The following is a 3291-nucleotide window of genomic DNA, read 5'->3' as shown; positions in this document are numbered from 1 at the left end:
CTCTATCCTAACATAAGATCAACACGACCTAATCCCCATGAGAATCAGCCGCAGAAGAATCCAGGTGGGATCCCTGAAGCAGGGCGGCAACCTGCTGCCAGGAGCTGCTGTACCAAGCTTGCTGGGCTTCTAGTTCTTCGCCGAGGGATCCCGTGGGGCCAAAATCCGGGCAGGCATACCCCAGAGAGCGTAATCCTGCCACCAACACTGCCGGAGACAGCCACCACTGCTGGGCCAAGCGCAGCAGATCCACCTGGCTGTGGGTTTGCAGGTATTGGCGGAGCTGGCGTTGCAAGCTGGCAGCGGAGGGCAGGGGCACCGCTTGCTGATGGACGGCAATCAACAGCTCGCTGCTGGGGGTGCAACAGAGCAGCCACTTGAGGTGATCCAGAGAAGGGGGCCAGCTCCACAACCAGAGTTGGTCGTAGCGGTGGCCCGCTTGGGGGCGGTCGTAGTGGAGAGTCAGGTGCCGCCTTGAAGACAAGACCAGCGAGGGGCGGCGGAAGCCGTAGAACAGGATGGTTCCCTGCGCCTGAGGCCAGAGGACAGAAAATCGGTCTACAGCTTGCCAACGCAAAGGCTGGGTGGGCTGGGGGGTGGGGCGCCAGATCAACAGAGGTGAGGGCTCTGTCCCCCTCTGGGAGACAGTCGAGGGCTTGGAGTTGGGCATGGGAGGAGTGGCATCCAGAGAGGCGGGGGAGATGGGAGACTTGCTCCCATCAGGGGTGCGGGGCGCTGTTTTCTCGAGAGGGGGGTTGCCGGCAGTGGCAGCCTCTTGGGCAGGCTGGATCCCGAGAATTTCCAGCTCCAGTTGGGTTTCTCCCTGCCATGTTTTGGCCTTGAGCGTGTAGGCTACATCAACTCGCTCTGGCAGCGGATAGATTTCCGCTCCCCGCCAACAGATGGCCCAAAGAGGGCGCTGGGGCTTCGCGTTTGTGCTCCCCACTGCTGACCCGTTCGCCAAAGTGTTGCCCAAAGCGTTGCCCAGCGATAACCCATCAGTGTCGTAACTGGAGGTTTTGACAGCTGAGTCGCTCCTGCCCGGACAAGAGGACTCCGTCCGAGTAGCACGTAACCCATGGGAGCGTTGCGTAGGGAGAGCAGGATCCCGGAGCAGCAGCTTCAGGTGGCCGGGAACTGGGCCAAATCGCTGCTGTTGCAGAACCTGCAGGTTGCGGCTGCAGAAGACCGGCTCAGGGTTGCCGATACCACAGGGCTGCAGATGCTGCAGCTCTCGATAGAGGTCAAGGGTGAGATCTGACAGCGACACTTCTGCATCGATTTGCACCAGCGGCTGGATCTGCTCCGGCTGCAACTGCTGTTGGGCAAACTGCCGCAATCGTTCTTCAAAAAAAGGCCAGTCTTCTGCTCTCAGGCTAAATCCCCCGGCAGCGGGGTGGCCGCCGTGCTTGGTGAACAGATCCTTGCAAAACTCCAACGCTTGAAACACGTCAAACTCGGGGATCCCCTGCCGCGCCGAGCCACTGATCTCCCCTTGCCGCGACTGGCTGCCGATGAACACCGGACAGCCAAAACGCTCTGCCAACCGCGAGGCCACAATGCCGATCACCCCTTTATGCCATTTCTGCTGAGGGGATCCCAAAATCGTCAATACCCGTTCCTGCTGCAAATCCCGGCCTTGCTGGGCAATTTGCTCTAGGGCTTCTGCCTCGATGCGCCCGCACATCTGCTGTCGTACCTGGTTGAGCCGTTCGCAGCGGCGGGCCAGTTTCTCTGCTTGCTGGGGATCGTCGGTGGTCAGCAACTGGATCCCCATTCTCGCCCGGCCAATTCGCCCAACGGCGTTGATGCGCGGCCCCAGGCCAAACCCAATCCACTCAGGCCGCAGCCCCTCCAGGGATCCCTGCATGCCCATCACCTGCAGAAGGGCGCGGATCCCTGCCACCTGGGAGGTGGGCAAAAGGTTCAGCCCCTGCTGCACCCAAAGACGATTAACCCCTGTCAGCGGCGCCAAATCGGCAATGGTGCCCACGGTAAACAGTTCCAGGGCTACCCGCTGCAGATGGCCATCACCGCGGCGCTCGGCCAGCGCCTGGGCCAGGAGGTAGGCAACCCCCACCCCGGCCATCCCCCGATAGGGGGAAGAGAGCGGGAGCTGCTTGGGATTGAGGATGGCATCGGCAGGGGGCAACTGGGGCGGCAAATCGTGGTGATCCGTCACGATCACTGTCAAGCCCAGAGCTTTGGCCAGTTGGATGGGCTCGTGGGCGGAGATGCCGTTGTCCACGGTGAGAATGAGGCGCACCCCCTCTCGGTGCAGCTCTTGCACCATGCGGCTGTTGAGGCCATAGCCCTCGGTCATGCGGCTGGGGATGCGGTAATGCACTGGAGCGTCCTGCAAAGCCCGCAGCAGCAGGGCCGTGCTGGTCATGCCGTCGGCATCGTAGTCGCCGCAAATGGCGATGGGCTCTTGTCGGCGAATCGCCCCGTCCAGCAAGTCCACCGCCAGGGGCAAATCGGCAAAATCCTGACTGGGTGGGGGCAGGTGGGCGGGATCCGGCTGCAGGTACTGCCGCACGGCAGCAGGGCTGGAGAGCCCGCGATTGAGTAAGATCTGAGCCAATATGGGCGAGATCCCCACTGCCTCGGCCAAGCTCTGGGCAGCCAACTTGTCCACAGGATGAAACAGCCAGCGTTGAGCAGGGATCCCGGCCATAGGGAAGGGTGGGGCTTGGATGGGGATAGAGGGTAGGCAGTGCTACAGTTGGCCTATAGGGTATCCTTTTGACGTTAGCTCAAAACGCTCCTCTGAATCTTTCCTGCCGCCGATGTATTCTCTGCTGCTTACCTATGGTCTTAACCCGCTGACAGGCTTAAAGCTGTTGGTCAAGTCCTCTGAGCAGACCTCTCTGTGGACACTGGCCCAGCAGCTTTGGGGCCGCCCCGGATCTCGGCGACGCAGGCCGCGCCTACAAATCTCGTTAGGCCGCTTGGTGCCAGAGCAAACCGAGCACTTGTCCAAGTTGGAAGTGCTGCTGCGTCTGCGGTTTTTCATTGCTCTCGAAGCGGAAACTCCAGAGAGTGCTGCCCACCACTGTCGCGAACGGTTCTTGCTTCCTTCCGGCCAGGGATCCGCCATTCAGCTTGCCCGCTACACCGAGGGCTCGCAGCAGTACAAGACGGAGATCATCCGCTTTGCCCTGGGGGGATCCCGCACCCTTGTGGCGAGGACTCCATCCCGCCGCCGTCGCCTCTGAAACAAACTCCCCGACAAGCCATAGCGATAGAGCCTTGCCAGCCTATCTATACTGGAGATGCACTAGATCTGTG

Annotated in this window: 2 protein-coding genes; one reads left to right on the top strand and one right to left on the bottom strand. The window is 61.2% G+C overall.

Annotated features, from left to right (window positions below):
- Positions 1–28: 28 nt before the first annotated feature.
- Positions 29–2677, bottom strand: coding sequence for a single-stranded-DNA-specific exonuclease RecJ (recJ, locus tag NW856_RS10775; protein WP_414400224.1), 2649 nt, complete (start codon positions 2675–2677; stop codon positions 29–31).
- 112 nt (positions 2678–2789) lie between these two features.
- Here recJ and NW856_RS10770 point away from each other — a divergent pair, with 112 nt between their 5' ends.
- Positions 2790–3218: a hypothetical protein gene (locus NW856_RS10770; RefSeq protein WP_414331038.1), complete on the top strand. Its 429-nt coding sequence runs from the start codon at positions 2790–2792 to the stop codon at positions 3216–3218.
- The last annotated feature ends 73 nt before the right edge of the window (positions 3219–3291 follow it).

Source organism: Synechococcus sp. R3-13, from assembly GCF_047462195.1.
Taxonomy (GTDB): Bacteria; Cyanobacteriota; Cyanobacteriia; order Thermostichales; family Thermostichaceae; genus Thermostichus.
Note: the sequence above shows the minus strand (reverse complement) of the source record. Positions and strands in the feature narration are given on the sequence as shown.

Excerpts from the sequence above, each read along its gene's own strand:
- NW856_RS10770 (WP_414331038.1), top strand. The coding sequence starts at position 2,790 with ATGTATTCTCTGCTGCTTACCTATGGTCTTAACCCGCTGACAGGCTTA.
- recJ (WP_414400224.1), bottom strand. The coding sequence starts at position 2,677 with ATGGCCGGGATCCCTGCTCAACGCTGGCTGTTTCATCCTGTGGACAAG.